At 73.4% G+C, this 22,493-nt stretch carries 21 protein-coding genes; 11 read left to right on the forward strand and 10 right to left on the reverse strand.

Annotated features, from left to right (window positions below):
* Positions 1-121: 121 nt before the first annotated feature.
* From QQX13_RS03030 to QQX13_RS03040, 3 genes are all read left to right on the forward strand, one after another.
* Complete coding sequence (locus tag QQX13_RS03030) at positions 122-2,365, forward strand: glycoside hydrolase family 3 N-terminal domain-containing protein (RefSeq protein ID WP_301120198.1); 2,244 nt, start codon at positions 122-124, stop codon at positions 2,363-2,365.
* A 29-nt stretch (positions 2,366-2,394) separates the two neighbouring features.
* A complete protein-coding gene (locus tag QQX13_RS03035; protein WP_301120196.1) occupies positions 2,395-3,636 on the forward strand; it encodes an MFS transporter in 1,242 nt (413 codons plus the stop codon).
* Positions 3,637-3,711: 75 nt separating this feature from the next.
* On the forward strand, positions 3,712-4,482 hold the full coding sequence (locus tag QQX13_RS03040) for a fructosamine kinase family protein (protein ID WP_301120194.1): 771 nt from the start codon (positions 3,712-3,714) through the stop codon (positions 4,480-4,482).
* Positions 4,483-4,518: 36 nt separating this feature from the next.
* Here the strand turns inward: QQX13_RS03040 and QQX13_RS03045 are convergent, their stop codons facing one another.
* From QQX13_RS03045 to QQX13_RS03055, 3 genes are all read right to left on the reverse strand, one after another.
* Positions 4,519-6,144 carry a SulP family inorganic anion transporter gene (locus QQX13_RS03045; protein ID WP_301120192.1) on the reverse strand — a complete coding sequence of 542 codons (1,626 nt, stop codon included), beginning with the start codon at positions 6,142-6,144 and terminating at the stop codon, positions 4,519-4,521.
* A gap of 11 nt (positions 6,145-6,155) precedes the next feature.
* Complete coding sequence (locus tag QQX13_RS03050; RefSeq protein ID WP_301120190.1) at positions 6,156-6,509, reverse strand: ArsR/SmtB family transcription factor; 354 nt, start codon at positions 6,507-6,509, stop codon at positions 6,156-6,158.
* A 98-nt stretch (positions 6,510-6,607) separates the two neighbouring features.
* Positions 6,608-7,252 carry an MBL fold metallo-hydrolase gene (locus QQX13_RS03055; protein ID WP_301120188.1) on the reverse strand — a complete coding sequence of 215 codons (645 nt, stop codon included), beginning with the start codon at positions 7,250-7,252 and terminating at the stop codon, positions 6,608-6,610.
* Positions 7,253-7,381: 129 nt separating this feature from the next.
* On the opposite strand from QQX13_RS03055, the gene QQX13_RS03060 reads away from it, so the two are divergent.
* From QQX13_RS03060 to QQX13_RS03080, 5 genes are read left to right on the forward strand one after another with little or no spacing between them, the layout of a single operon-like run.
* Positions 7,382-8,569, forward strand: coding sequence for an LLM class flavin-dependent oxidoreductase (locus tag QQX13_RS03060; RefSeq protein WP_301120186.1), 1,188 nt, complete (start codon positions 7,382-7,384; stop codon positions 8,567-8,569).
* A gap of 10 nt (positions 8,570-8,579) precedes the next feature.
* Positions 8,580-9,050, forward strand: a complete 471-nt coding sequence (locus tag QQX13_RS03065) for a MarR family winged helix-turn-helix transcriptional regulator (RefSeq protein WP_301120184.1) — start codon at positions 8,580-8,582, stop codon at positions 9,048-9,050.
* Positions 9,047-9,748: a CE1759 family FMN reductase gene (locus QQX13_RS03070; RefSeq protein WP_301120164.1), complete on the forward strand. Its 702-nt coding sequence runs from the start codon at positions 9,047-9,049 to the stop codon at positions 9,746-9,748. The genes QQX13_RS03065 and QQX13_RS03070 overlap by 4 nt, the downstream gene beginning before the upstream one ends.
* Complete coding sequence (locus QQX13_RS03075) at positions 9,748-10,035, forward strand: GNAT family N-acetyltransferase (protein ID WP_301120161.1); 288 nt, start codon at positions 9,748-9,750, stop codon at positions 10,033-10,035. Before QQX13_RS03070 ends, QQX13_RS03075 begins: the two co-directional genes overlap by 1 nt.
* 17 nt (positions 10,036-10,052) lie before the next feature.
* The gene (locus tag QQX13_RS03080; protein WP_301120159.1) at positions 10,053-10,970 is read left to right on the forward strand and encodes a pirin family protein; all 918 of its coding nucleotides are present in this window, start codon (positions 10,053-10,055) and stop codon (positions 10,968-10,970) included.
* On the opposite strand, the gene QQX13_RS03085 is transcribed toward QQX13_RS03080, so the two are convergent.
* The 5 genes from QQX13_RS03085 to QQX13_RS03105 are packed head-to-tail and all read right to left on the reverse strand — an operon-like array spanning position 10,945 to position 16,954.
* On the reverse strand, positions 10,945-11,967 hold the full coding sequence (locus tag QQX13_RS03085) for a glycerate kinase family protein (protein WP_301120157.1): 1,023 nt from the start codon (positions 11,965-11,967) through the stop codon (positions 10,945-10,947). The genes QQX13_RS03080 and QQX13_RS03085 overlap by 26 nt on opposite strands.
* A 15-nt stretch (positions 11,968-11,982) precedes the next feature.
* Complete coding sequence (locus QQX13_RS03090; RefSeq protein ID WP_301120155.1) at positions 11,983-13,251, reverse strand: glycoside hydrolase family 43 protein; 1,269 nt, start codon at positions 13,249-13,251, stop codon at positions 11,983-11,985.
* Positions 13,248-15,215 (reverse strand): family 43 glycosylhydrolase, encoded by a 1,968-nt coding sequence (locus QQX13_RS03095; protein ID WP_301120153.1) that lies wholly within the window; start codon positions 15,213-15,215, stop codon positions 13,248-13,250. The genes QQX13_RS03090 and QQX13_RS03095 overlap by 4 nt, the downstream gene beginning before the upstream one ends.
* A gap of 42 nt (positions 15,216-15,257) precedes the next feature.
* Complete coding sequence (locus QQX13_RS03100; protein WP_301120152.1) at positions 15,258-15,911, reverse strand: NADPH-dependent F420 reductase; 654 nt, start codon at positions 15,909-15,911, stop codon at positions 15,258-15,260.
* Between the two features lie 26 nt (positions 15,912-15,937).
* Entirely contained in the window at positions 15,938-16,954 is a 1,017-nt protein-coding gene (locus QQX13_RS03105) for a hypothetical protein (RefSeq protein WP_301120148.1), read from the reverse strand.
* 158 nt (positions 16,955-17,112) lie between these two features.
* On the opposite strand from QQX13_RS03105, the gene QQX13_RS03110 reads away from it, so the two are divergent.
* From QQX13_RS03110 to QQX13_RS03120, 3 genes are all read left to right on the forward strand, one after another.
* Complete coding sequence (locus QQX13_RS03110) at positions 17,113-18,681, forward strand: MDR family MFS transporter (RefSeq protein ID WP_436968549.1); 1,569 nt, start codon at positions 17,113-17,115, stop codon at positions 18,679-18,681.
* Positions 18,682-18,837: 156 nt separating this feature from the next.
* Positions 18,838-20,289, forward strand: a complete 1,452-nt coding sequence (locus QQX13_RS03115) for a glycoside hydrolase family 43 protein (protein WP_301120144.1) — start codon at positions 18,838-18,840, stop codon at positions 20,287-20,289.
* 10 nt (positions 20,290-20,299) lie between these two features.
* A complete protein-coding gene (locus tag QQX13_RS03120) occupies positions 20,300-21,172 on the forward strand; it encodes an HAD hydrolase family protein (RefSeq protein ID WP_301120138.1) in 873 nt (290 codons plus the stop codon).
* A 6-nt stretch (positions 21,173-21,178) separates the two neighbouring features.
* On the opposite strand, the gene QQX13_RS03125 is transcribed toward QQX13_RS03120, so the two are convergent.
* Together QQX13_RS03125 and QQX13_RS03130 are read right to left on the reverse strand one after the other, a co-directional pair.
* Positions 21,179-21,664 carry an NUDIX hydrolase gene (locus tag QQX13_RS03125; protein WP_301120136.1) on the reverse strand — a complete coding sequence of 162 codons (486 nt, stop codon included), beginning with the start codon at positions 21,662-21,664 and terminating at the stop codon, positions 21,179-21,181.
* A gap of 9 nt (positions 21,665-21,673) precedes the next feature.
* The gene (locus QQX13_RS03130) at positions 21,674-22,438 is read right to left on the reverse strand and encodes an SGNH/GDSL hydrolase family protein (protein WP_301120134.1); all 765 of its coding nucleotides are present in this window, start codon (positions 22,436-22,438) and stop codon (positions 21,674-21,676) included.
* Between the last annotated feature and the right edge of the window lie 55 nt (positions 22,439-22,493).

Raw genomic sequence — 22,493 nt, forward strand, 5'->3', positions numbered from 1 at the left:
ACCCCCGCATCGTCCGTCGCGCCGAGCGCGTCGCGGACCGCTGTCGCAACGTTTCGACTTCTGTTTTACCATGTGGTAGAACTCTGACACCAGCAGCCCTCACCGCGCGAAAGGACCCGCCGTGACCGCACCCCAGTACCTGGACGCCTCGCTCCCCGTCGCCGACCGCGTCGCCGACCTGCTGGAGAGGATGACGCTGCCCGAGAAGGTGGGGCAGATGATCCAGATGCACACCTATTCGGGCGTCCCGCACCTGATCGAGGAGCTGCACGTCGGCTCGATCCTCCACGCGTCGCCCGAGCGTCTCGAGCTCGCCCACGCGCTGGTCGAGCAGACCCGGCTGCGGATCCCGCTGCTGATCGGCGAGGACTGCATCCACGGCCACTCCTTCTTCAAGGGCGCGACCATCTTCCCGACCCAGCTGGGCATGGCGGCGACCTGGGACCCGGCGCTGGTCGAGCGGGTCGCCCGCGCCACGGCGGTCGAGGTCTCGGCGACCGGGATCCACTGGACCTTCTCCCCCGTCCTGTGCATCGCGCGCGACCTGCGCTGGGGACGTGTCTCCGAGACGTTCGGCGAGGATCCGTACCTGCTCGGCGAGCTGGGCGCCGCGATGGTGAGCGGCTACCAGGGCGACGGGCTGTCGGACCCGACGGCGATCCTCGCGACCGCCAAGCACTTCGCGGGCTATTCCGAGACGCAGGGCGGACGCGACGCCTCCGAGGCCGACATCTCCCCGCGCAAGCTCCGCTCCTGGTACCTGCCGCCGTTCGAGCGCGTCGCGCGCGCCGGCTGCGGGACGTTCATGCTCGGCTACCAGGCGATCGACGGGGTCCCGATCACCGTCAACGAGTGGCTGCTCAAGGACGTCCTCCGCGACGAGTGGGGCTACGGCGGCACCCTCATCACGGACTGGGACAACGTCGGCAACCTGGTCCGCGAGCAGCGCCTGTTCCCGGACTACGCGCACGCCGCCGCCGCCGCGGTGAACGCCGGCAACGACATGATCATGACCACGCCGGCCTTCTTCCAGGGCGCGCAGGACGCGGTCGCGCAGGGGCTCCTGGAGGAGTCGCGCATCGACCAGGCCGTCGCGCGCATCCTCACCCTGAAGTTCGAGCTCGGGCTCTTCGAGGACCGCCGCGCCGCCGACCCCGAGCGCCAGGCCGCGGTGATCCAGGCTCCCGCCCACCGCGAGCTCAACCTCGAGGTGGCGCGCCGATCGCTGGTGCTGCTCGAGAACGACGGGCTGCTCCCTCTCCCCGACGACCGTCCGCTCACCCTCGCCGTCGTGGGCCCCAACGCCGACGACGCGGACTGGATGCTCGGCGACTGGGCGGGCCGCTCGGGGCAGGCCGACTGGCTCGCGGAGGGCCACCCGCGCGAGCTGACGACGACCGTCCTCGACGGCCTCCGCGCCGCCGCTCCGGCCGGCAGCGAGGTCCGCCACGCACGCGGCGCCGAGATCATCACCACCGGCCCCGACCCGAAGGGCGCGTTCTTCCCCGACGGGCAGCCGCGCCCGCACATCGCGATGCCCGTCGAGCCGGACAGCGAGATGATCGACGCGGCCGTCGCGGCGGCCGCGGGCGCGGATGCCGTGGTCGCGGTGCTCGGCGACCGCATCGAGCTGGTGGGCGAGGGCAAGTCGACGGCGACGCTCGAGCTGCTCGGCGGTCAGGTCGCGCTGCTCGACGCGCTCGTCGAGACCGGCACCCCGGTGATCCTGGTGGTCCTCGCGTCGAAGCCGCACGTGCTGCCCCCGTCTGCCGAGCGTACGGCCGCGGTGATCTGGGCGGCGAACCCCGGGATGGCCGGCGGCACCGCCCTCGCCGAGCTGCTGCTCGGCGCGATCGAGCCCTCGGGCCGCCTGCCGATCTCCTGGCCCCGCCACGTGGGCCAGCAGCCGACGTTCTACAACCAGATCGAGGCGCAGCACGGATACCGCTACGCCGACCTCACGCAGGAGCCCCGCTGGGTGTTCGGCGAGGGCCTGTCGTACTCGAGCGTCGCCTACGCGGACCTCCGTCTCGCCGCCGGCAGGCTGACCCTCGCGGACACCATCCAGGCGACCGTCACCGTCACCAACACCGGCACCCGTCCCGTGCGGGAGACGGTGCAGGCCTACGTCCGCGACGTCACCACGTCCGCGACCTGGGCCGACCGCGAGCTCAAGGGCTTCACGCAGGTCGACCTCGCCGCCGGCGAGAGCGTCGAGGCGACCGTCGCGATCCCCGTGGCGGACTGCACCATGGTGACCGCGCGCGGCGAGCGCATCGTCGAGCCGGGCGCCTTCCAGGTGCTCGTCGGCCCGTCCTCGCGCCCGGACGCCCTGCTGGTCGCCGACGTCGAGATGGTCGCGTGACCCACGGACCGCGCCGGTAGGGTCTCGCTGTGACCGCTCCCCGCGAGCGGGGCATGGTCGCCCCGCACCTCCGCCGCGCCCGCCTGGGCGTGACGCTGCTGTTCTTCACCAACGCCGTCGCCTGGGCGAACCTGGTGCCCCGCCTGCCCGAGGTGAGGACCGAGCTCGGGCTGAGCTACACGCAGTTCGGCCTCGCCATCGCGATGATGCCGGTGGGCGCGCTCACGCTCGGCCTCGCCGCCGCACCGCTGATCCGCCGCTTCCACTCGGGCAACGTGGCGACGGCGGGCGCGATCGCGCTCGCGGTGGCGTCCGCGCTGGCGGGCGTCGCGCCCACGGGGATCCTGTTCGCCGGAGCCCTGTTCCTCGCCGGCGCCTTCGACTCGCTCACCGACGTCGCGCAGAACTCCCACGGGCTGCGGGTGCAGCGCGGCTACGGGCGCTCGATCCTCAACGCGATGCACGGCGTCTGGTCGATGGGCGCGGTGGTCGGCGGCCTCACGGGCGGGGCCGCGGCGGGGCTCGGGCTGCCGCTGAGCGCCCACCTGGGCGTGGTCGCGGCGCTCGTGGCGATCATCAACGTCGCGGGTCACCGCCTGCTGATGCGCGGACCCGATCCGCGCGGGGACGTCAGCGCCTCGACCCCCGAGGCGCACGGCTCCCCGTCGGACGCGCCCGCCGGGCCGGGCCCGCGCGGCGCTCGGACCTCCGTCTCGGGCCGGACCTGGGCGCTGCTGGTGGCGCTCGGGATCATCGCCATGTCGGGCACCTGGGTCGAGGACGCGGGCGCGACGTGGGGCGCGAGCTACCTGCGAGACGAGCTGGGCGCCATCGCCTCGATCGCCGCGCTCGGCTTCGTGTCGCTCCAGGCGATGCAGATGGTCGGCCGCCTGACGGGAGACCGCATGGTGGACCGCTGGGGGCAGCGGGCCGTCGCCCGCGCCGGCGCCGCGATCGGCCTGGCCGGCATGGGCACGGCGCTCGCCTTCCCGACCGTGTGGGGCACGGTGATCGGATTCGGCGCCGCCGGCTTCGGGGTCGCGACGCTCATCCCGTCCGCGATGGCCGCGGCCGACGACCTCCCCGGCTTCAAGCACGGCTCCGCGCTGACCTACATGGGCTGGCTGCTGCGCGCGAGCTTCCTGGTCTCGCCCCCGCTGGTGGGTCTGATCGCGGACGCCACGGGAATCCGCTACGGCCTCATGCTCATGCCGCTGTCCGCGGTGGCGGTGCTGATCCTGGCGCGCGTGCTGCCGCGCGCCGCCACCTGACCCCCCCACCAACCCGCCAAGACACTCAGGACCGCTGAGAGCGCCGCGGCGCGCGCTGCGGGACACTGAGGACCGATGGACACTCATCTCAAGACCGACCCCGGCGCCCCATCGGGCTTCTACGAGGCCGAGGCGGCGGGCCTCGCCTGGCTCGCCACGGCTCCCGGCGGCGCGCGCACCGTGACGGTCGTCGAGGTCGCGCCGGGGCGCATCGTCCTGGAGCGCATCGTCCCGGCACGGCCGTCGCCGGCCGCCGCCCACGCCTTCGGCGGTGCCCTCGCCCGCACGCACGCCGCGGGGGCGCACGCGTTCGGCGCCCGCCCCGCCGGCTGGGACGGACCGCTCTTCATCGGCAGCCGGGAGATGCCCACGACCGCCGCGGACAGCTGGGGCGCGTTCTACGCCGAGGCACGTGTGCTGCCGTTCCTCGCGCCGGCGCTCGCCGCCGGCTACCTGCACGACGGCGAGGCGCGCATCGTCCGCGACGCCTGCGACCTGATCGCCTCGGGCGCGTTCGACGACCCCGCGCCTCCCGCACGGATCCACGGCGATCTCTGGTCGGGCAACGTGCTCTGGTCGCCCGACGGCGTGGTGCTGATCGACCCGGCCGCGCACGGCGGGCACCCCGAGACCGACCTCGCGATGCTCGCCCTGTTCGGGCTGCCGTTCCTGGACGATGCGGTGGCCGGCTACGCGGAGGCGGCGCCGCTGCGGGCAGGGTGGAGGAGCAGGGTCCCCGTGCACCAGCTGCATCCCCTCGCCGTCCACGCGGCGGGGCACGGCCGCGCCTACGGGGCGGCCCTGGCCGACGCGGCGCGCGCGACCCTCGCGCTGCGTGACGCCTAGCTCGTGACGCCTAGCTCGCGGCGCCGACCACGCGGATCAGCCCGCGGACACGACCGCCCTGGCCTTCGCGACCGCGGCATCGAGATCGTCGACCAGGTGGTCGGTGTCGGCGAGCGCATCGAGCGCGCCCGTGTGCTCGAGCAACGGCAGATGGCGAGGCTGGACACCCTTGACGAGCACGGTGACGCCTCGCCTCTCCAGCGACGCCACCACCTCGCCGAGCACCTGTGCGCCCGTGGTGTCGAGCATGCGCACCTGCGACATGCGCAGGATCACCACCTCGACCCCGTGGACGCGAGCCACGCGCTCGAGCACCCGGTCCGCGGCGCCGAAGAACAGGGCTCCGTCGAGGCGAAGGAGCGCGATGCGCTCGTCGCCGTGCGCCGCGTCACCCGGGAGCTCCTCGCGGTGGACTCCCGCGGCCCGCGCAACCGCGCGCAGCGCGAACAGCGCCGCACCGGCGACGCCGATCGCGATCGCATAGATCAGGTCGACGCTCACCGTGACGAGCGCGGTCACGACGAAGAGGACGGCATCCTGTCGCGACGCCCGCATCACGGAGCGCACCACGGCCGGGCGGACCATGGTGACCGCGGTGACCATCAGCACCCCCGCGAGCGCCGCGAGCGGCACCCGCGCGACCGCCGCGGAAGCGACCACCACCACGCCGAGCAGCACCAGGGCGTGCGTCACGGCCGCGAGCCGCGTCCGCGCGCCGGATCGCACGTTGACCGCGGTCCGCGCGATCGCACCCGTGGCGGGCATCCCGCCGACGAGGCCCGAGGCGATCGAGGCGAGCCCCTGACCGACGAGCTCGCGGTCCGCGTCGTAGCCGCTCACAACGGCGCGCGCATGCGCCACGCGCGCGGACAGCAGCGACTCGATCGCCGCGAGCGCAGCGATGGCGAGCGCCGGCATCGCGAGGGCCTCGAGCGCGCCCAGGCTCGTCTCGGGCAGAGCCGGCGCCGGCAGCCCCGCGGGCAGCTCGCCGATGACGGGAACCTCCCAGCCGAGCACCACGACGGCGCCGGTCGCGACGACGATCGCGACGATCGTGCCGGGCACCACCCGCGAGACCCGCGGCCAGACGGCCATGATGACCACCACGGACGCCACGAGCGCGAGCGTCCGCCACGCCGCCGACCAGTCGGCGTGCGTCACGGCCGCGAATGCCGCGGCCCACGCCTTCGCCCCGTGCGCGCCCTCCGTGCTCCCCACGGCGGCAGGGACCTGCTGCAGGAGGATGATGAGCGCGATGCCGAGCGTGAAGCCCTCGATCACCGGCCACGGGATCAGGCCGACGAGCCGGCCCAGCCGCAGCGCTCCGGCGGCGATCACGATCACTCCGGCCATGACGGTGACGAGCGCGAGCGCACCCGCGCCCTCCTTGGCGAGGATCGGGGCGAGCACCACCACCATCGCGCCGGTGGGCCCCGACACCTGGATGCCCGACCCGCCGAACACGGCGGCGACCAGGCCGGCGACGATCGCGGTGATCAGGCCCGCCTCGGCTCCCGCGCCCGAGGTCACGCCGAACCCGAGCGCGAGCGGCAGCGCCACGACGCCGACGCTGACGCCCGCCAGCAGGTCCCCTCGCCACGAGCGGCGCAACCCGGCGTAGTCCGTGGGACCGGGCAGCAGCCCGCGGATCCCGGCGATCATGGATCCTCCGGTCATCGCGCCGGCGTCACGGCGTCGGCACGGTCGAGCTCGGCGAGCGCGCCGCGCGCCTCGAGGACGTCGCGCAGGACGATGCGGGCGGCGGCGAGCAGACCGGCGACGGACGGGTGGGCCAACCGGTAGGACACGGAGCTCCCGGTGCGCTCGGACAGGACGAGTCCGTAGCCCCGCAGCACGCGCAGGTGCTGGGACAGGTGCGACGGCTCGAGCCCGGTGCGATCGAGCAGGTCGGCGACCGTGGTCTCGTCCGACTCGGCGAGCAGCTCGAGGACCCGGATGCGCACCGGATGGGCGAGCCCCTTGAACAGGTCCGCCTTGACCTCGTTGAGCGGCCGCCCCGTGTGCATGACCCACCTCGTCCCCGCGCCGCCCGGTGGCGCGACTTGATGATTTCATCATGCCACCAAGTCGGGAGTGCCATTGCCATGCCCTCGACCGCGCTCCGCTACAGCTCGACCAGCTCCCCGGGCGCGGGCAGCTCGAGCGGGATCTCCACGAGCCCGCCCGGCCGGAAGTGCGAGCCGAGCAGCCGCAGCCCGATCTCGCTCGTGGCACGCTCGTGGATCCCGATCACCCGCGCCGGAGCCACGGCCCGGACGTAGTCGATCGCCTCGGACAGCTTCATCCACGGACCCGAGACCGGGAGCAGCAGGACGTCGATCAGGACGCCGGGCACCTCGAACGAGTCTCCGGGGTGGAACACGGTGCCGTCGATGAGGTAGCCGACGTTCGCCACGCGCGGCAGGTCGCGATGCACGATCGCGTGCAGGCCCCCGTGCACGGTGACCTCGATCCCGTCGATCAGCAGGGCGTCGCCCGGCGCCACCACCTTCGCCTGGGCGGGCAGGCGCTCGGCCCACTCGCCCACGACCGCCTGCGGCCCGTAGACCCGCAGGTCCTGACGCGACTCGAGCGCCTCTCCGATCGCCCCCACGTTGGCGTGGTCCATGTGCTCGTGCGTGATGAGGATCACCGAGGTCCGCGCGATCAGCTCGTCGGCGTCCGGCGTGAAGCCGCCCGGGTCGATCAGGAGGTGCCCGTCGCCGGCGTCGATCTCCACGCACGCGTGGGCGTGCTTCGTGAGGCGCATGCGCGCTCCTCTCTTCCAGCCCAAGCCAACCACGCCGCGCCGGGAATGAATACCGCGACCTGGCGTTAGTTACATGCAAATGCATATAATCGGCGGCGAAGACCCCGCCCTCGCGTCAGGAGAGAGATCATGCAGTTCGGCATCATGTCCGTCTCGGACATCACCCGCGACCCCGTCAGCGGCCACACGCCCTCCGAGGCCGAGCGCATCGACGCGATCGTCAGGATCGCGGTGCACGCGGAGGAGGTGGGCCTCGACGTCTTCGCGATCGGCGAGCACCACAACCCGCCGTTCTTCTCGAGCTCGCCGACGACGCTGCTGGCGCACATCGCGGCGCTCACCGAGCGCCTCCAGGTGACCACGAGCACCACGCTCATCACCACCAACGACCCGGTGCGCCTGGCCGAGGACTACGCGATGCTCCAGCACCTCGCGAAGGGCCGCATGGACCTGATGCTCGGCCGCGGCAACACCGCGCCCGTGTACCCGTGGTTCGGCCAGGACATCCGCCAGGGGCTGCCGCTGGCGCTCGAGAACTACAACCTGCTGCACCGCCTGTGGCGCGAGGACGTCGTGGACTGGGAGGGTCAGTTCCGCACTCCGCTGCAGGGATTCACCTCGACCCCGCGCCCGCTCGACGACGTCCCGCCGTTCGTGTGGCACGGCTCGATCCGCACGCCGGAGATCGCCGAGCAGGCCGCGTTCTACGGCAACGGCTACTTCGCCAACAACATCTTCTGGCCCAAGGAGCACTACCAGCGCCTGATCCGCTTCTACCGCCAGCGCTTCGAGCACTACGGCCACGGCACCCAGAAGCAGGCGGTGGTGGGCCTCGGCGGGCAGTCGTTCATCGCGAAGAACAGCCAGGACGCGCATGCGCAGTTCCGCCCCTACTTCGACGAGGCTCCCGTGTACGGACACGGCCCGTCCATGGAGGACTTCGAGAAGATGACGCCGCTGAGCGTCGGCTCGCCGCAGGAGGTCATCGACAAGACGCTGACGTTCCAGGAGTTCTTCGGCGACTACCAGCGCCAGCTGTTCCTGGTCGACCACGCCGGCCTGCCGCTGAAGACCGTGCTCGAGCAGCTCGACCTGCTGGGCGAGCACGTGGTGCCGGTGCTGCGCGAGGAGCTCGAGAAGCGCCGCGACCCCGAGTCGCCCGCGAACCCGCCGTCGCACGCCGACCTGGTGAAGGCCAAGTACGGCGACGCCGGCGCCCGCCAGCCGCGCCCGAACGCCAACCGCGGCGACAACGTCACCGGAGGCTCGCCCTACCAGGACTCGGAGACCGAGGTCTCCGCCTACCCCACCCTGTAGGGACGATGCGATGACCGCCACCGCACCCGCCGCGGCCCCCGCGCGCGCACGCTCGCATCTCGCGAACGACGCCTGGGAGGCGACGATGGCCGCGCACGCGACGCTCATGCGCCGCTTCGCCGCCGAGGACCTGTGGTCCGACGTGTCGATGCGCGAGTACGACGTCCTGTACACGCTGTCCAAGTGCGACGAGCCCCAGCGGCTGTCCGAGCTGGGGCGCCACGTCCTGCTGAGCCAGCCGGCGCTGTCGCGCCTGGTCGACCGGCTGGTCGAGCGCGGGCTGGTGGCACGATGCGCGGATCCGTCCGATGCGCGTGCCGCCCACCTGACCCTCACCCCGACGGGCCGCGACCTCCAGCGCCGCATCGGGCGCCGGCACGGCGCCTCGGTCGCCAGGGCGATGACCGCGGCCCTCACCGAGGAGGAGCTCACGCTCCTCGAGTCCCTCACCCACAAGCTGTCCCAGGAGCACCGATCATGACCGACTTCCGGCTCGTCATCGTGAGCGCGGGCGTGTCCGACCCGTCGTCGACGCGCCTGCTCGCCGACCGCGCCACCCAACGAGTGAGTTCACTCGCTGAAAAGCGTGGCCACACCGTCACCACCACCGTCATCGACCTGCGGGAGCTCCTGCCCGAGCTGCCTGCGGCCATGTCCAGCCAGCTGCTCGGGCCGCGCTTCACCCGTGCGGTCGACGCCCTGGTCCGGGCGGACGGCCTGGTGGTCGCCTCCCCCGTCTACAAGGCGGGCCTGTCCGGCCTGTTCACCAGCTTCTTCCAGGTCATCGACAACGACCTGCTGATCGGCAAGCCGGTGATCCTCGGCGCCACCGCGGGCACCGCCCGCCACGCCCTGGTGGTCGACGAGGAGATGCGTGCCCTGTTCGCCTACCTGCGCACGCTGCCCGTGCCGACCAGCCTGTTCGCCTCCACCGAGGACTGGACGGACAAGGCGCTCGGAGCTCGGATCGAGCGCGCCGGACGCGAGCTGGTGCTGCTCATGGAGTCCGGCTTCGCCCGCGCCGTGCGCGACGAGTCGTGGGACTCGTATCAGCACTCCTACGGCTCCGCCGGCGGCACGGAGCTCGACATCGACCTGTCCTCGGACATGATGCGCCTCGCGACAGGCGGCTCGCTCCGCGACTCCGACGACGACCCGTTCGACCCGCGGCGGGCCTGATGGCGGACGTCACCTGGAACGAGGACGAGTCGCGCTACGAGCTGCGCGCCGACGGCGCCTTCGCGGGCTTCGCGGATGTCGCCGTCGCCGACGGCGTCGCGACCTTCACGCACACCGAGATCTCCCACGGCTTCCAAGGCAAGGGGCTGGCGGGCGTGCTGGCTCACGGCGCGCTGACGGACGCGACCGCGCGGGGGCTCGCGGTGCGCGCGCAGTGCCCCTACATCCGCGCGTACCTCAAGAAGCACACCGTCGAGGGCGTGCGCGTGGTGCCCAACCGGGCATGACGGTGCCGGCTGGGCCAGTGACGCGCGTCCTCGCACCACGCGAGGTGCCGCTGGGCGGCCTGCGCGCGATGAGCGTGCAGCGCTCGCTCCCCCAGCGGGGGATGCCGAGCATCGGGGCATGGTGCTTCGTGGACCGTTTCGGCCCCGAGGACTCGCTCATGCGGGTCGACCCGCATCCTCACATCGGCCTCCAGACCGTCACGTGGCCGCTGCTCGGAGAGATCCGCCACCGGGACGGGCTCGGCTCCGACGTGGTCCTGCGCCCAGGCCAGCTCAACCTGATGACAAGCGGCGCGGGGATCGCCCACTCCGAGTACGCCACCGGCGCCGTCCCGTCTCCGGCCGACGGCGTCCAGCTCTGGGTCGCGCTCCCCGACCATGCGCGCCACCGGGCTCCCGCGTTCGAGACCCACACCGAGCTGCCCCGGGTCGCGCTCCCCTCGACGGCCGGGGGCGCCGTGGCGACGGTGATGCTGGGCGAGCTGGCCGGTGCGCTCTCCCCTGCCACGGTGCACACCCCGATCGTCGGAGCCCAGATCGATCTCGCCGCGGGCACCTCCACCGAGCTCCCGTTGAACCCGAGCTGGGAGCACGGCATCCTGCTGCTGTCCGGCGACGTGAGCCTCTCGGCGGACGGGTCTCCCCTCCCCGGCCCCCCGACGAGCGGCATCCTGTTCCTGGGCGAGGGGATCTCAGCGGTGACGGCCGCGTCCGAGGCAGGCGCGACCATGATGCTGATCGGCGGGGAGCCTTTCGGCGAGGACCTCGTGATGTGGTGGAACTTCGTGGGCCGCTCGCACGAGGAGATCGTCGCCGCCCATCACGACTGGACAGCGCGGACCGGGCGCTTCGCCGAGGTCCCGGGGCACACGTCGCGCATCCCCGCACCCGGCCTCCCGACGGCTCGGCTCACGGCGCGACGCCGGGCGATCTGACGGCGGCCCACGGCTGGCCGGCGGCGAGCGCTCCTGCCCGCTCGAGCCAGTGCTCGGGTGCGGCCATCGCTGCCTCGGCGGACCCCGCGAGCGCCGTCAGCGACACCGACCAGCACCCCGGGTCCGCGGCCACCTCGCCGGCGATCACCGCGACGCGTGGGAACGCGTCGAGCGCGTGCCCGGCCACCTTGCCCGTCCTGGACTGCGCGTCGAAGCGGCCCTCGCCGGTGATCACGAGGTCGGCGGCCACGCCCGCCTGCGCGAGCCCGGTGATCCGGGCCACCGCCGCCGCGCCCGGCGTGAGCGTCGCCCCCCAGTGGAGCAGCGCGTACCCCACGCCGCCGGCGGCACCCGCGCCGGGGGCCGTCGGGTCCGACCCCAGGCGCGCGGCCACCGCCTCGAGGCGGCTCTCGAGCGCCTCGACCTGCGCGGGTGACGCGCCCTTCTGAGGCCCGAAGACCGCCGCCGCGCCGCTCGGCCCGAGCAGCGGTGCCGTCACGTCGGTGAGCACCACCGCGCCCCCGACCGGCGGGCGACGCGACCCGAGCGCCTCGAGCACCGGCATCCCGCCGTCCGTGGAGGCCGACCCGCCGATCGCGACCACCAGCCTCTCGCATCCCGCGTCGATCGCCGCGGCGATCACCTCGCCGAGCCCCCGTGAGGTCGCCGCCAGGGCGTCGAGCGCGGGCATGAGGTGCAGTCCTGCCACGACGGCGAGCTCGCACAGTGCCGTGCCGTCGCCCAGGTCGAGCCAGACTCCCGGGACGGGTGATCCCGCCGGCCCCGTCACCGTGCCGCCGGGCACCGCGCGCAGCTCAGCGCCCGGCACCGCGCGCCTCACGCAGGCGAGGGTCCCCTCCCCGCCGTCCGCCTGCGGGATCTCGGCCACCGCATCGTCCGGTCGCACGGACCGCCAGCCCCGGGCGATGGCCGCCGCCGCGCGCTCGGACGGGCACGTGCCCTTGAACGAGTCGGGCGCGATCACCACGGTGGCCATGGGATCACCCTGGCACTACGCGCGCGGACCCACCAGGGTCGCGCGCACCCGGATCGCGGTGGTGCTGAGCGGGACCTTGCCCGGCGCGTCCCACGCGGTCGAGCCACCCTCGCCCACCCAGGCGTTCAGGTTCGCGCCGAGCGTCCCGGCCAGGACGCCCTCGACGGACCCGTCGGCCGCGGCCGCTCCCCACACGACGGGGAACGACGCGGTGCCGCCGCCGTGAAGGTGCGCCTGCACGGTCGGCGGAAGGACCGCGACGGCCCCGAGGTCGGGCGTCACCGCCGCGCGCGCGTCGGCGCGCCGTAGCGCCTCGTGCTGCGCCCGGGTCAGCCCGATGACTCCGCCGTGCTTGGTGGCGGGCGGGAGGTCGAATCCGGGGCTGTCCAGGATCCTCCAGGGGCGTTCCGCGTCGAGGTCGGCGGCCACCAGCGGTCGGTAGCCGCCGTCGGGGATCACATCGACGTAGAGGTACCACCGGTCCCGGCCATGCGCGCGGAACATCAGCGGCCCCTCGACGCCGTGGCCGCGCGCGTGCTCCTCGCCGAGCCGGTCCTGCACGGGCTCCCACACCGCGTCGGCCTCCCACCAGCGCGCCGCCTCGGTGCGCTCCATGACGATGCCCCGCGCGGTCGCGCCGTTGTCCTTGGTGACGCGGTACGTGCGGCCCGCGTGCTCGATCATCGAGCAGTCGATCGCGTGGTCGCCGGTGTCGAGGAGGATGCCGCCGTACCGCCACGTCTCCTGGGTGAAGTCCGTGGTAGTGCCCCAGACGATGCGGTGGTGACCGCCGGCGACGCCGGCGGAGAAGTAGACGACGAAGCCGCCCTCGCCCGGGCCGAGCAGGTCCGGCACCCAGGTGCTCTCCGGCGCCCACATCATGTCGAGCGCGGGCACCCCGGGGGCGGGTGCGCCGTCCGCGCCCCGGCACACGTCGAGCTGGCGCAGGGGGCTCCAGACGATCAGGTCGCGCGACTCCCACACGTTCATCAGCGTCGAGGAGCCGTGCGTCCAGGCGTCCCAGCCCAGGTCGTCGCCGCCGAACACCCGCAGGTCGGTGGCGATGATGAAGTACCGGCCGGTGGCCGGGTCGAACGTCAGGTGGGGGTCGCGGACCCCGGTGGTACCCAGGTGGGAGGCGAGCACCGGCTCCCCGCCGTTGAGGCGGTCCCAGGCCTCCGCATCGTCGCCCCGCGACAGCGACAGGTGGACCTTCTCGCGGTAACCCTCGGCGTCCTCGACGAAGTGCACCATGAGGTAGCCGTAGGGCTCCTCGCCGCTCATCGCACGCGCACCGTCACGCTGACGTCGCGGAGCTCCGGGAGCAGCTCCTCCTCGGTCTCCATGTCGAGCACCGGCATGCCGTCGGCGGCCCAGTGCACCCTCCGCACGAAGGTGTCGCGACCCGTCAGGCCCTTGTGGTCCGTGCGGGCGTGGAACACGTAGAGCAGGTTGCCGTGCTCGTCCTCCGACCACATGCCGTGACCGGTGCCGAGCTGCATCTCGCCGTTGTAGGGCCCCGACTTCTGGATCGGGTGGCCCAGCCGGCGCCACGCGGCGGGGTCGGTGAGGTCGACGCCGGCCCCGGCGGGCGCGGTCGCGAGGCCCGTGGTGTAGCTGTCGCCCACCGACGAGCCGGAGTAGAGCAGGTGGAGGGTGTCACCGCGGCGATGGATGTTCGGGCCCTCCGCGATGAGGTTGTCCCACGCGAACTCCGGCGCCAGGATCCGCACGGGGTCGGAGGTCAGCCGCGTCGGATCCGCGGGGTCGAACGTCGCGATGAACACCGAACCGAGCATCTGCCAGGAATAATAGTGCGTGCCAGAGTCCTCGAGGTAGGTCATGTCGAGGGAGATGCCCTGGAGGTGGTTGAGCGCGGATCCGTCCGCGCGGACCACCTGGCGCGCCGCGGTCCAGTGGGCGGGCACCGTCGGGTCGAGGTGCCGGCCGTCGGCGGCCTTGCGCAGCTGGACGATGCTCGCGCGCCCCGTCCACATGTCCGTCGGGTCGCCGTAGCTCGGCATGAAGAGGATCGACAGGGTGCCGTCGATCAGGTGGATCTCGGGCGCCCAGAAGCATCCGGTCATCGCCTCCCCGCGGGCGTCGAGCGAGCCGTGGACCAGCAGGTCGACCTCGGCGACGCGGCCCGCCTCGAGCGCCTCGTCGGAGAGGTCCTCGATGCGCGCGGCCATCCGGATCGGCATCCCGACGGGCTCGCCCGAGTTCGCGACCGGGTCCATGTGGAGATCCTTGGTCGCGATCATGAGGAAGCGCCGCTCGCCGTCCACCTCGACGGGGACGATGCTCGGGTCGGCCCGCTCGTCGGCGAACGGCGTCGGATACACGGGCTGGATCACGGCGCCGGGCACCTCGTGGTCGCCAGCGGCCGCGGTGTCGATCGCGGCGAGCGCGTCGAGGTCCCAGGCGATCGCGAGCGAGCCGGTGGAGCCGTCGTCGTAGGTCAGGTGGAGGCGCGCGGGGAGCATCGCCGGTGCGAGCGTCGCGCCGGCCGGGACCTCGATCGCGGCCAGGGGCTCGGCGCCCGTGTTGCGGATGGGGCCGAGGCGGATCTCGAGCGCCCGCGCCACGTCAGCGGGCACGCGCAGGGTGCTCGCACGGTCGGCGGCTCCGGGGATGCCCGCGGCGTCGATCAGGCCGGGGATCGCGGCCTCGCCGGGCACGGGCGCGCCGACCGTCGACGCGTCGCCCAGGTCTCCGACCGTGCAGTGGAACGGGCTCCCCGCCTCGTCCACCCAGGTGAGGACGTACGCGCCGGCCGCGGCGTCGTAGGCGGCAGCGGGGCGGTGCACGCCCGCCGCCGTCGGCAGCTCGAGCAGCCCGACCTCGCGGAACTCGAGCAGGTCGGGCGAGACCGCCACCAGCACGCTCGACCTCTCCGTGCCGTCCGGCCCGCCGCCGCGCGCGACCCGGGTGGCGACGACCGCGTAGCCGCCGTCCGGCGTCGCGAGCAGGCACGGGTCGACGAGCGAGCGGATGATCTCATCGGAGGTACCGAGCGCGGGCGGCGTCTCCGAGGTGCGGGCGAAGAACACCCCGTAGTTGTCGAACAGCGGCTCCCAGCCCGCCTCGCGCTCGATCGCGAGGTGCAGGCTGAGCGCGATGTCCGCGTTGTTCGCCTCCGCCTCCGAGGTGGGCGCTCGGTGGTAGGCCGCGAGCCTCACGGACGTGTCGGATGCGGGTGCGTCGGGAGTGGCGCCCTCATCGGCGCCGGGCGGATTTCCGGTCACAAGGCCAGGAGTCTAGCCCCGGAAGACCCGAATTTACAACGATTACCAAAGCGCCGGCAGCCGCGAGGGGTCGACGCCGCGTGCGCGCGCGATCACCCTCCCCCGCTGCGACCGCGGGAAGCGGGCGATGATCTCCCGCAGCTCCTCCGCGCCCACGTCGGCACCGAACGTCTCCGTGCCGGGCTCGACCATCGCGCCGGCGGCGAGCGGGCCGATCGGCACGGGATCGAACCCGAGGGCGTCCACCAGCGCGCCCACGCGGGCGACGTCGTCCGGGTGGTCCCCCGCGATCGCGAGGGCGCGGCGGGCGGGATCCCCGGCGGGCCGCCCCAGGTTCTCGAGCTCCCATGCGCTCGCATGGCCGAACGCCTTCACCACCCGGGACTCCGCCAGCCACCGCTGCACGGACTCGGACGTCGAGGTGCGCGGGTCCTCGAGGTCGGGACGCGCCCCGTCGAGCTCCCACCAGTAGTTGGTCGCATCCACCACGAGCGCTCCCGCGAGGGCGTGCGGCGGCACCGTCTCCAGCCTCCCGAGCGGGAGCGCGAGGATCACGATGTCAGCCGTCGCCACCCGCGCCAACGCATCGGCGTCGCCCGACCCGGTCGAGTCGACCTCCAGGCCCGCGCGCACGCACAGGCCCGCGATCACGCCGCCGAAGCGGCCCCTGCCGAGGATGCCGACGCGTGGTGCCATGCGCGCATCGTGCCATGCACGCGCGGTCAGAGCTTGCGCACCTCGATCACGGCGTGCAACCCCTCGGGGGTCAGGCACGCCATCGCGTCGCGCACGTCGATCCCCGCCGACTCGAGCATGGCGGCCGCCTTCTCGAGCGAGCGAGGGTGCGAGCCCGCGAAGCCGATCCCGTACTCGAGCATGAGCGGCAGCGGACGGTCGGGAAGGGAGACCGAGAACATGAGGACACCCCCCGGGCGCACCGCGGCGTAGCCCCGACGCAGCAGCTCGACCGCTCGCCCGTCGGCGAGCAGGTCCGTCACGGCGACCAGGTCGACCAGATCCTGCGACTCCGGCCCGACCACGCCGTCCAGGCCCTCGCGGGACGCGATGCGCCAGTTGAGCAGGCGATGGCAGGACGGGTCCACGCCGGCGGCCGCCAGCGCGCGCCGCGCCAGCTCCCGCGCGTCGCCGCACCCGTCGAAGAAGCCGGCGGTGACGGACGCGCCCGACTCGCCGGCGTCGGCCACCGCGCCCACCATCGGCAGCGCGGCCCCGCAGCCGACTGAGGTCCACGCCTGCGGGCGGTTGACGTCGAGCAGGGTGCGCGCCGCGAGCCACTGCTGGATCCGGGCGCGTGCCCGCGCGCCGCGCGCGTCGATCGCGTGCAGGAAGAATCCCCGCTCGAAGTCGTCGAGCTCCTGGCCGGCGAACAGCGAACCGTCATCGCCCAACGCGAGCAGGCGCCGCTGATGGGGCAGGAACACGTTCGCGAGGGCCCCGCCGGAGACCAGCCTGCGCGCCCAGTGCGCGAGCGCCGGCGAGTGGTAGATCCGTGCAGCGACGCCGTTGAGCGATCCGATCACGATCCCGCCGCTGCGGATCTCGGGGCGCGCGGGCCGGCGCATCGCGCGCAGATCCGCCTCCCACTGCTCGAACATGGCGGCGTAGGCGGCGCCGCCGGCCGGATCATCGTCCGACTCGTCGGCGACGCTCATCCGCAGCACACGCAGCCCGCTGGGCTCGATCGACGCGCTCCCGACGTGCACCGCGAGCGCGCTCATGCGCTCGTCCTGCCCGATCCTGTCCCGGAGAGCCCCCTCAGGCATCCGTGCCACGATCCACCTCCGCATTCTCCCGGCCCGTAGGCCGCCCCCATTTGAGACGCGAGATCCGGAGGCTCCTCAGCGTGTCGCTCCCCCGGCGTGTCGAGAACGATGCTATGCATGGTCACCCGCCCAGGACAACCCCCTACTTTCGGGGGGCGCCAGGGACCAAGGTCCCCGATGTCGGCCGCCCCTGCGACAATCGACCGGTGGATGCCACCCCTGCCCCGGTCGAGACCGCCGCCCAGCCCGACGCCCCGCACGACCTGAGGCGACGCCACGCGGTCGTCATCTGGACCCTGATCATCGCGGCCTTCGTGGTGATCCTGAACGAGACGGTGATGGGCGTCGCCATCCCTCATCTGAAGGACGACCTCGGGATCTCCGCCGTCGACGCCCAATGGCTCACCACGGCCTTCCTGCTGACCATGGCGGTGGTGATCCCGATCACCGGCTTCCTCCTGCAGCGGTTCCACACCCGGCCGGTGTACCTCACGGCGATGGCGCTCTTCACCCTCGGGACGCTGGTCGCCGCCCTCGCGCCGGGCTTCGAGGTCCTGCTCGCGGCGCGCGTGATCCAGGCGAGCGGCACCGCGATCATGATGCCGCTGCTCATCACCACGGTGATGCAGCTCGAGCCGCCCGCGACGCGCGGCCGGCGCATGGGATCGATCACGGTGGTGATCGCCGTCGCCCCGGCGATCGGCCCCACCATCTCCGGGTTGATCCTCAACGCGTTCAGCTGGCGCTTCATGTTCGTGTTCGTGCTGCCGATCGCGGTGGCGGTCCTCGCGATCGGCTGGCGCCTGATGGAGAACGTCACGGAGCCGCGCAAGGCCCCGCTCGACCTCCTCTCGGTGGCGCTGTCCGCGGTCGGCTTCGGCGGGCTCGTGTACGGCCTCAGCACGGTCGGCGAGGGCGGAGGCGGCGTGGCTCCCGAGACCGTGGTCGCGCTCGCGGTCGGCGGGCTCGGGGTGGGCGCCTTCATCTGGCGGCAGCTGGTGCTGCAGCGGGTGGACGACGCGCTCCTGGACCTGCGCACGTTCCGCACGCCGACGTTCTCGGTCGCGGTGGTGATGTTCATCGTGAGCATGATGGCGCTGTTCGGGATGATCATCCTGCTGCCGCTCTTCATGCAGGACGTGCTGGGCCTCAGCGTGCTCCAGAGCGGCCTGATGCTGCTGCCAGGAGGCCTCGTGATGGGGCTCATGGGTCCGATCGTGGGCCGCGCGTACGACCGCATCGGGGCACGCCCGCTGGTGCTGCCCGGCGCGATCGTCACCGCCGGCGTGCTCTGGGTGCTGGCCGCGATCCTCTCCCCGACCACACCGTGGTGGCAGCTGGTCGCGGCGCACTCCGCGATGTCGGTGGGGCTGGCGCTCCTGTTCACGCCGCTGTTCTCGGCCAGCCTGGGGTCGCTTCCGGCGCGCCTGTACTCGCACGGGTCCGCGACGGTCTCGGCGCTGCAGCAGGTGGCGGGCGCGGCGGGCACGGCCCTCTTCGTGTCCACGATGGCGTCGATCGGTGCCGCGCGCGTCGCCGAGGGGGTCGACCCTGCCGCGGCGCAGTCGGCCGGCATGCGAGGCGCCTTCACCATCGCCGCGATCCTCGCGACGGTGTCGATCGGCGCGGCCCTCGCGGTGCGCACCCCGGACGACGCCGCCTCCGCGCCGGTCGGTCACTGACGCCGCGGCGCGGGTCCGGTGTCGCAGGCACACCGCCGGGCACGCGCCCGACGCCACCCCCTCCCGCCGTCGCTTTGACCCGCCGATTTACATCGTTGTAGAGTAATCCCCGGCGCGCCACCTCGCGCCCTGTCCGACGACGAACAGGAGAGCACCGTGACCCGCCGCGCCGCCGCTGCGATCGCCCTCATCGCCCTGGCCGGCGCCACCCTCGCGGGATGCGCCGGGCCCGCGGATCCGCCCCCCGCCCCCGAGCTCGCCGACGTCACCGTCCACGATCCCTCCGTGGTCACGTCGGACGACCGGGTCTGGATCTTCGGCTCCCACGGCGCGTCCGCGCACTCCTCCGACCTCATCGCGTGGACCCAGCACACCGTCGACCTGCATGCGGACCCCGACAACGCGCTGTTCGGGGACGTCTACGCCGAGCTCGCGGAGACCTTCGAGTGGGCCCAGACGGACACCCTCTGGGCGGCCGACGTGATCGAGCTCCCGGACGGCCGCTACGCGATGTACTACAACGCCTGCAAGGGCGACTCCCCCCGCTCCGCGCTCGGGCTCGCGATCGCCGACACGGTCGACGGCCCCTACGTCGACCAGGGGATCCTGCTGAGGTCCGGGATGTGGGACCAGGAGTCCGAGAACCCCGGCGAGATGTACGACGCGACCGTCCATCCCAACGCGGTCGACCCCGACGCGTTCTACGACGCCGACGGCGCCATGTGGATGGTCTACGGCTCGTACTCCGGCGGCATCTTCATCCTCGAGATGAACCCCGCCACCGGCCTGCCGCTCGAGGGCCAGGGCTACGGCACCCACCTGCTCGGCGGCAACCACGCCCGCATCGAGGGCCCGACCGTCCAGTACGCGCCCGAGACCGGGTACTACTACCTCTACGTGTCCTTCGGCGGCCTCGACGCGTCCGGCGGCTACGAGGTGCGCGTGTTCCGCTCGGAGCATCCCGGCGGCCCGTACGTCGACGCGCAGGGCAACCCCGCCGCGGACGTCGCCGGCGCGCCGGGCACCGTGTTCGACGATGCGTCGATCGAGCCGTACGGGGTCAAGATCCTGGGCGGGTACGAGTGGGCGGACGCCCCGGCGGTCGGCGTCGAGGCCGGATACGTGTCGCCGGGCCACAACTCCTGGTACCGCGCCCCCGAGACGGGCGCGACCTCGCTGGTCTTCCACTCGCGGTTCCCCGGCACGGGCGAGATGCATCAGGTCCGGGTCCACCGGACGTACCTGACCGTCGACGGCTGGCCGGTGGTGTCCCCGGGCCGCTACGCCGGCGAGGCGTCGGAGACCGCGTCACCCGACGACCTCGCGGGGACATGGCAGGCGATCACCTTCGACCGCGTGATCTCACCGCTGACGCCGATGTCCGCCCCCCTGGCGCTCGAGCCCGACGGCAACGTGAGCGGCGTCCTCGACGGCACGTGGACCCTCGAGGACGGCGGGCACGTGACCATCGAGACCTCGGAGGCGACATTCACGGGCGTCGCGATGCGCGCGTGGAACCCCACGGCCGACGCGTGGACGTGGGGCATCTCGGTCCTCACGGCGGACGGCACCCCCGTCTGGGCGCGCAAGGACGTCGACCCTTCGTAGGCTGGGGCGCGTGACCCCAGCGACCTCCCGCGGCACGGCCGCCGGCGCATCGTCCCGCCGCGCGGTCTTCCTCGACATCGACGGAACCTACGCGCACCACGGCGTGGTGCCCCCCGAGCATGCGCGCGCCGTGCGCGACGCCCGCGCGGCAGGCCACCTCGTGTTCCTCAGCACCGGGCGGCCGGTGTCGATGATCCCCGCGTCGATCCGTGCCGCCGGCTTCGACGGGATGGTCGCGAGCGCGGGCGCGCATGTCCTGGTCGGCGACCGCGTCCTCGCCGACGTCCGCTTCCCCGAGCCGCTCGCGACCCGGGCACGCGAGGTGCTCGACCGGCACGGCGCGACGTACGTGCTCGAGGCCGGCGAGCGCAACCACACGCGGCCCGGCGTGATCGAGGCGCTCCGCGAGCGCTGGGAGGCTCGCCTGCGCGCCGCGGGGATCGACCCGTCGACCGCCGTCGGCCTGCGGGACGTCCTCGCGTCGATGGAGCCGCGCGAGTCGCTCGCGGGCGTCGCGTTCTCCAAGATCACCTGCTTCGGCGGTCGGACACCCATCACCGAGGTGGTCGAGGAGATCGGTCCGGAGGTCGCCGCCCTCCCGAGCTCCGTGCCCGACATGGGTGACGGGGCGGGCGAGATCTACCTCGCCTCCCTGCACAAGGCCGTCGGCGTCGACGCCGTGCGCCGGCACCTGGGCCTCGACCGCGCCGCGATCGTCGCGGTCGGGGACGGCCCGAACGACGTGGAGATGCTCGAGTACGCGGCGCTCGGCATCGCGATCGAGGACGGCCACCCGCGCGCGATCGCCGCGGCGGACCGCACCACGCCGTCGCCGACGCGCGGGGGCATCGCCACCCTGTTCGAGGAGCTGGGTCTCGCCTGACCTCGCCTATGCGCGGTCGAACGCGCAGACGTCGCCCGGCGCCAGAGCCGCGCCGACGCGGGCGCGCATCTCGGCGCTCATGATCGGCAGCCGGTCCTCGTGGTACCAGCGCGCCTCCGTGTTCTCCCCGTCGGCCGGGAACGGCTCCCCGCTGACGTAGCGGAAGCGGAACGTGTGGTCGAGGTACTGCGACCGGTCGCCGTTGGGATAGCTGATCGGCGGCTCTGCGTGGATGCGCACCAACGCCTCGGGCTCGGCCACCACGTCGGCCTCCTCGAGCACCTCGCGCGCGGCCGCCACGGCGGGCTGCTCCCCCGGGTCGATGATGCCCGTCACCGGCGTCCACGCCCCGTTGTCGGCCCGCCGCACCATGAGCACGTCCCGCCCACCCGCGGCCGAGGGCCGCAGCACCACCGCGGTGACCCCCGACAGCCACAGGAGCTCGTGACCCACCGCGGCGCGCAGGGACAGGATGAAGTCGGGCGTCGGCATGCGGCCAGCCTAGAGGGACGACGCGCGCGGCACCTCGACCCAGCCGGGATGCTTCGGCTCGCGGCCGTCACCCGAGGACCGCCCGGTGAGGCGCCTTGCCAACCAGGGCAGCACGTACGTCGCGACGTAGCGCGCCTCGCCCAGGACGCCGGGCGCCGAGGGATCGGGCGCATCGTCGCGAGGCAGATCCGTCGGCACCCCCATCGCGGTGAGCACGCGGGCCGCGACGCGTGAGTGGCCCAGGGGGTTGAGGTGGAGCCGGTCCGGCGACCAGTAGGCCGCGCGCCGCATCTCCGCGTCCCCGTAGTTGTGCACGAAGGTCACGTGGTCGTGCCGCTCGCCCAGGTCGTGCAGGGCCGCCATCATCGCGTCGGCCCGGTCGGCGAACACCCGGCCGCGCGGCAGCCTCGCGGTCGGGTCCGGCCCGCTCAGCATGATCAGGGAGACGCCGGCGTCGGCCGTGGCGGCCACCACGCGCAGGCAGAGGTCGACCACGTGCCCGGTGTCCCAACCGGCGCGCATCATGTCGTTGCCGCCGCCGTTGAAGGTCATGACCGTGGGAGCCGGCTCGAGGGCGAGCGCGGCCGGGAGCTGCTGGTCGACGATCTGGTCGATGAGCCGGCCGCGGATCGCGAGATTCGCGTAGTGCACCGGCTCGTCGCGCCCGGCGGCGAGGCCCGCGGCGACCAGATCGGCCCAGCCGCGCAGGCCACCCCCGGGGGCGGGGTCCCCGACGCCCTCCGTGAAGCTGTCACCGAGTGCGACATATCTCATGCGGTCGACCCTAGCGCGGTGCGCCGCACCCCGCGCGCGGTCCCGGCCGCCCCTC

The organism is Demequina lignilytica (assembly GCF_030418375.1).
Taxonomy (GTDB): Bacteria; Actinomycetota; Actinomycetes; order Actinomycetales; family Demequinaceae; genus Demequina; species Demequina lignilytica.

Coding starts and splice junctions, on each gene's coding strand:
- QQX13_RS03040 (WP_301120194.1), top strand. CDS start 3,712: ATGGACACTCATCTCAAGACCGACCCCGGCGCCCCATCGGGCTTCTAC.
- QQX13_RS03045 (WP_301120192.1), bottom strand. CDS start 6,144: ATGATCGCCGGGATCCGCGGGCTGCTGCCCGGTCCCACGGACTACGCC.
- QQX13_RS03050 (WP_301120190.1), bottom strand. CDS start 6,509: ATGCACACGGGGCGGCCGCTCAACGAGGTCAAGGCGGACCTGTTCAAG.
- QQX13_RS03055 (WP_301120188.1), bottom strand. CDS start 7,252: ATGCGCCTCACGAAGCACGCCCACGCGTGCGTGGAGATCGACGCCGGC.
- QQX13_RS03060 (WP_301120186.1), top strand. CDS start 7,382: ATGCAGTTCGGCATCATGTCCGTCTCGGACATCACCCGCGACCCCGTC.
- QQX13_RS03065 (WP_301120184.1), top strand. CDS start 8,580: ATGACCGCCACCGCACCCGCCGCGGCCCCCGCGCGCGCACGCTCGCAT.
- QQX13_RS03070 (WP_301120164.1), top strand. CDS start 9,047: ATGACCGACTTCCGGCTCGTCATCGTGAGCGCGGGCGTGTCCGACCCG.
- QQX13_RS03075 (WP_301120161.1), top strand. CDS start 9,748: ATGGCGGACGTCACCTGGAACGAGGACGAGTCGCGCTACGAGCTGCGC.
- QQX13_RS03085 (WP_301120157.1), bottom strand. CDS start 11,967: ATGGCCACCGTGGTGATCGCGCCCGACTCGTTCAAGGGCACGTGCCCG.
- QQX13_RS03090 (WP_301120155.1), bottom strand. CDS start 13,251: ATGAGCGGCGAGGAGCCCTACGGCTACCTCATGGTGCACTTCGTCGAG.
- QQX13_RS03100 (WP_301120152.1), bottom strand. CDS start 15,911: ATGGCACCACGCGTCGGCATCCTCGGCAGGGGCCGCTTCGGCGGCGTG.
- QQX13_RS03105 (WP_301120148.1), bottom strand. CDS start 16,954: ATGAGCGCGCTCGCGGTGCACGTCGGGAGCGCGTCGATCGAGCCCAGC.
- QQX13_RS03110 (WP_436968549.1), top strand. CDS start 17,113: ATGCATGGTCACCCGCCCAGGACAACCCCCTACTTTCGGGGGGCGCCA.
- QQX13_RS03125 (WP_301120136.1), bottom strand. CDS start 21,664: ATGCCGACGCCCGACTTCATCCTGTCCCTGCGCGCCGCGGTGGGTCAC.
- QQX13_RS03130 (WP_301120134.1), bottom strand. CDS start 22,438: ATGAGATATGTCGCACTCGGTGACAGCTTCACGGAGGGCGTCGGGGAC.